The sequence below is a fragment of the Mycobacterium sp. genome, from assembly GCF_035499775.1.
In the GTDB taxonomy this organism is placed as follows: Bacteria; Actinomycetota; Actinomycetes; order Mycobacteriales; family Mycobacteriaceae; genus Mycobacterium.
The window spans coordinates 1-4,314 of sequence record NZ_DATJYB010000168.1; the positions used below are offsets into that span (position 1 = coordinate 1).

At 63.8% G+C, this 4,314-nt stretch carries 4 protein-coding genes and 3 pseudogenes; 5 read left to right on the plus strand and 2 right to left on the minus strand.

What is annotated here, in order from left to right:
- The first annotated feature begins 17 nt into the window (after positions 1-17).
- Both VML93_RS11235 and VML93_RS11240 read left to right on the plus strand, forming a co-directional pair.
- Positions 18-140, plus strand: a complete 123-nt coding sequence (locus tag VML93_RS11235) for an SDR family oxidoreductase (protein WP_414686334.1) — start codon at positions 18-20, stop codon at positions 138-140.
- Positions 141-231: 91 nt separating this feature from the next.
- A pseudogene (locus VML93_RS11240) lies at positions 232-495 on the plus strand (hypothetical protein); the annotation flags it as partial.
- Positions 496-904: 409 nt separating this feature from the next.
- Here the strand turns inward: VML93_RS11240 and VML93_RS11245 are convergent.
- Positions 905-1,606 carry a Crp/Fnr family transcriptional regulator gene (locus tag VML93_RS11245; protein WP_325610534.1) on the minus strand — a complete coding sequence of 234 codons (702 nt, stop codon included), beginning with the start codon at positions 1,604-1,606 and terminating at the stop codon, positions 905-907.
- On the opposite strand from VML93_RS11245, the gene VML93_RS11250 reads away from it, so the two are divergent.
- The gene (locus VML93_RS11250; RefSeq protein WP_325610539.1) at positions 1,541-1,729 is read left to right on the plus strand and encodes a hypothetical protein; all 189 of its coding nucleotides are present in this window, start codon (positions 1,541-1,543) and stop codon (positions 1,727-1,729) included. The genes VML93_RS11245 and VML93_RS11250 overlap by 66 nt on opposite strands.
- Before the next feature lie 545 nt (positions 1,730-2,274).
- Positions 2,275-2,420 (plus strand): annotated as a pseudogene (locus VML93_RS11255) (IS256 family transposase); the annotation flags it as partial.
- 276 nt (positions 2,421-2,696) lie between these two features.
- Here VML93_RS11255 and phaZ read toward each other — a convergent pair.
- The gene (gene phaZ, locus VML93_RS11260) at positions 2,697-3,590 is read right to left on the minus strand and encodes a poly(3-hydroxyalkanoate) depolymerase (protein ID WP_325610536.1); all 894 of its coding nucleotides are present in this window, start codon (positions 3,588-3,590) and stop codon (positions 2,697-2,699) included.
- A 544-nt stretch (positions 3,591-4,134) separates the two neighbouring features.
- Between phaZ and VML93_RS11265 the strand changes: the two are divergent.
- Positions 4,135-4,314 (plus strand): annotated as a pseudogene (locus VML93_RS11265) (alpha/beta hydrolase); the annotation flags it as partial.

A 4,314-nucleotide genomic window follows, 5' to 3' on the forward strand; every position in this document is an offset into this window, starting at 1 on the left:
CCAAACTCACCAGCCAGATCCCCGCCGGCCGCCCCGGCCGGCCCGAAGAAGTCGCCCGCGTTGTCCACTTCCTGGCCGCCGACGCCTCGTCCTACATCACCGGACAAGTGTGGAGTGTCAACGGCGGCATGGACATGTGACGCCCACCGGGCGGGGTCGGCGATATCGTGAGGCGACTAAGTCGATCAACTGGCGGTGAATTGGCCTCCAGGGCGAGGATGGTGAGCGTCGATGGCCGACGGCGACCCGACTCGCGACACAGCGGGCTCTGATCGCTGACATCCCGGCGGAACTGGGCCAGGCGGGATTCGACGACGTCGAGGAGATCGGGCATGGCGGCTTCGGCGTCATTTACCGCTGCGCTGAGCCCATGCTGGACCGCACCGTTGCCGTCACGGTGCTGCGGTCCGATCTTGACCCGGACAATCTCGCCCGCTTTCTGCGCGAGCAGCGCGTCATGGGTTGCTTTCCGGACACCCGCTCATCGTGGGCGTTTTCTAGGTCGGCGATGTCAACATTTGTCCTTACGTTGTCCACGTTTGCCCTGACGTTTTCCACGTGGGCCTGCCGCTCGCCGCGGATCTCGTCGTACTGCGATGACACTTCTCGTGGGCGTGATCGACCTGGGCGTGATCGGCCTTGTCTTGACCTGATCGGCCGCTGCGGTCGCCTATTGTCGCGCGTCGGTGAAGCCGTTTCGGGTTGATCCCTGGTCTCTGCACTGGCGGCCTTGAGCTTGTTTGTGGCGGTTTCGGCTTTGCGTTCGAGTTGAGGCGGGTTCTGCGTCCACCTTCGATCGTCGGTGCCGGTGGGTGCCCCTATTGTTCAGCGGCACGTCATCGTCCACTGCCCCGGCCTCGTTGAGGATTTAGTTAGGTGCCCCATAGCAGTGTCGGCGAGACTTTTATCGGGCGCGCCGCGAAAGCCCCTCGGGGTCGCGTATCAACACGTTTTTGCCGTCCACCTGGATCCAGCCTCGACGGGCGAAGGCGGACAGCGACTTGTTCACCGTTTCCCGTGAAGACCCGACCAGTTGGGCCATCTCGTCCTGGGTGAGGTCACAGATGACCCGCAGCCCGCCGTCTTCGTGTGTACCGAACGACTGGGCCAGCCGCAGTAGCTGCTTTGCAACGCGGCCGGGCCCGTCGTGGAAGATCAGGTCGGTGAGGTCGTCGTCGCTACGGCGCACTCGACGCGCCATCATCCGCAGGAACTCCTCGGCTAGCTTTGGGCGGCCAACGATCCCGCAGCGCAGCGCGTCCCCGTCGATCGACACCGCACGCACCGCGGTGATGGCCGTCGCATTGGCGATCCGTGGCCCCGGATCAAATATGGACAATGCGCCGAACATGTCCGGCGGGCCCATGATGGTCAGCAGTCCACGGCCCCCGGGGAAGCGGCGGCAAAGCTTCACCGCGCCCGAAACGATGATGTAGAGCCGTTCTCCTGGATCTCCGTCCACGTAAATAGTGTGTCCACCCGGGTATTCGACCAGCTGCAGGTGTTTAGCGAGCGACGCCAACGTGTCAGGCTCGACGCGATGAAAGATGCCGGCCCGGGCCAGAACTGCCTGAAGTTCCTGATTTGTACCGAGACGTTCGGTCACGGCTGGGATGTCGTTCACCTTGGCCCCGAGCGGTCACTGAAGGGTCGGCGCGACCGCATCGTGGAGGTGGCGGTGCCGCCAGTCATCGGGAATTGGGGCAGCCTCTTGGCGCCCCCATCCTGACGGCAAATGGTCGCTGCAGGGCACGGCGCTGCCGACGCATAGCTTGTCGGGACCGCTAGTCGGTCCGGCGTCAAACGGCGACAGCGCGAAGTCCGGGTGACGGTCAGGGAACAGCGGTGGGCAGATGACCGGCAGCACCGGGGCGACGGCACTCAGGTAGTGCATACTTTGACTCGCTTTCCTCCGCGAAGCGGAACGGCAAGGACGCGGAATCGCGGCTCGGCGCAGGGCAAACACCCGCATGCGGTGTTCGCTGGAGACCACCGGCGCTGGGTTCTTGAGGAACATACCGAGGCCTGAGTCACCGCAGCGACGTCGCCGATCAACCAACTTTGGGCACTTTCTTGTCTTCGGGGGACACCGGATCGCTGGGCGTGTCGGTTCTGTCGGCAGGTTCCGGCTGTCGCGCGTGGTTGCATCCAGCGCAGTGGGGTACGAGCCGGGCCTGATCGGTAGCGCCGGCGTTCGTAGCCAGTTGGAAGAAGGTGATCGCGTGATTCTTCGGACAGACCGACGAACGTCACTCGAGCATAGGAATACACGCGATGACCACTGCCCACGATGTCAAGGCCCCAGCCGCTGGCTGATCGATTCACCACCGCCCGCCCGATGCGTGCGCGAATTGTCGTCGACGTTCATCAACACGTTGCTGGGCGCGGAGGCCGATGCGCTGTGCGGGACGTGCTACGGAGCGCAGCAATTTGGACAACTATGGCCGTACTACTGATCGAGACCGATCTGACAAGCCGGGCCAAGGTCACCTTCCACAACGTCACGGAACTTTCGCGAGAAGAGTCTGACCCACATCCTGACCTGTTCAGTACTTCGAGGAGGCGTTAGTGCAGTCGGCCGAGGAATTTGTTTAACAGGTGTCGTTGGGCTTGATGGTTCCAGTCTCCTGCTGCGCGGCGGGCACGGCCGCACCGAAGGCGCTCGGCAGTGACACTTACCCGCCGCTCGCCGACACCTACCCGCCGCTCGCCGCCGGCCCCAGCGAATAGATTCGACGGCGGTTAACCTGAGCCTCTTCTGCCAGAAATCGACCGATCCTCGGCGCCAGCATTTGCGGGTTGGCGACCAACTCGATATGACCGCCCCGATACACATGGAGCTGGGCCCGCCTGATCAGATTGGCCAGGATTCGGCCGTTCGCCGCCGGAACGAGCGGGTCGTCATCGCCGGTGAGCACCAGCGCAGACTGACGCAGCAGCGGCAGGAATGGAACGCTCGTCCAACCCCACGTCGCGAGCACTTGATGCGCGTACCCGTTCAGCCGGGCACCGTGGGCGAAGTCGGCAATCAGCGACCCCACCGATGCTGGATCGGTGCGCACACTGCCGCCGTACAGTTGCGGCGCAATCCGCAGCATGTACTCGCGGTCCCAATAGCGCCGGGGCGTCACCATCTTCGCCGCAACGCTCGGGTGCGGTGGCACCATCGTCACCCCGGGCGAGGTGGCCACCAGGACCAGCCGGCGGCAGCGGCGCGGTTCGCTGAAGGCGAACTGCTGGGCGAGGGCACCGCCCCATGAGATACCGAGAACATCCACCTCCGGGTAACCGAGGATGTCAAGCAAGCGTCCAAGTGTGCGCGCCAATGCCGGGAAACGGTATGGGCGGCGCGCCGTCGGCGAGCCGCCGATGCCCGGCACGTCGAAGCGGATCACCGTCAGGTTCCGATCCAGGTGCTGGATCAGCGGCGTGAAGCTCTCTAGGCTGGCTCCGATACCGTTGGCCAGCAACAGCGGGGTACGCGTCGATGAGCCCACACGCACGGCGACCCTTAGTCGCACCCCGTTCATGTCGATCACCCGCGCATCGTCGATATCGTCGGCGTCGATCAATTTCCGAACACTGCTCATTCCGCTCACCATCGTTGTTGTCACTCGCATCTGCGCATCATGCAGTTTGGCTAGGGACAAACCGTACAGAATCCGACGACAGCCTCATAAACTACGCCGAAGGTGAACGCCTCGACTACGGACCGTCATGCCGTGCCGCCGGTGCAGCTTGCGCATTATGGACGGACCCGGCGAGGCGTGCAACCGGGCCAACGCCAGGTAAGAGCTGCGCAAAGTACTGCGCTCAGCTGACCCCAGCGCTAGACCCGAACCAGTACCAAAACCTGAGCTCCGGTGCGCGGTTGGCACTGCTTGGAATCCGAACGAGGTTTTGCGGCGAACGCAAGGACCTCGAAAATGATCGCGTGTGTGACGCGCGATCGCGCCCGCTCGATGGTCAGCACCTGCGCGATACTCGAACAGGCGCCCAGTACGACGGCAACCTTCCGGGTGGCCCTGCGTCTTCACGTGACTACGCCTTGGCCGAAAAAGGCAGATGTCAGCGCGACACTTTTGGACTGCAAGACCTTCTATGCACAATCCAGGGCGTGGTAGATCTCCACCCATGGGCGAACGCGTCACGTTCCGAAGCTCCACCGGCCCAAATCTGGCAGGGATCATCGACGTGCCGGCAGGGCCGGTGCGCGGCTGGGGCGTGTTCGCACATGGCTTCACGCTCGGCAAGGATTCGCCGGCAGCGGCCCGGATCTGTAAGCAGCTGGCCGCCGACGGTATCGGCATGCTG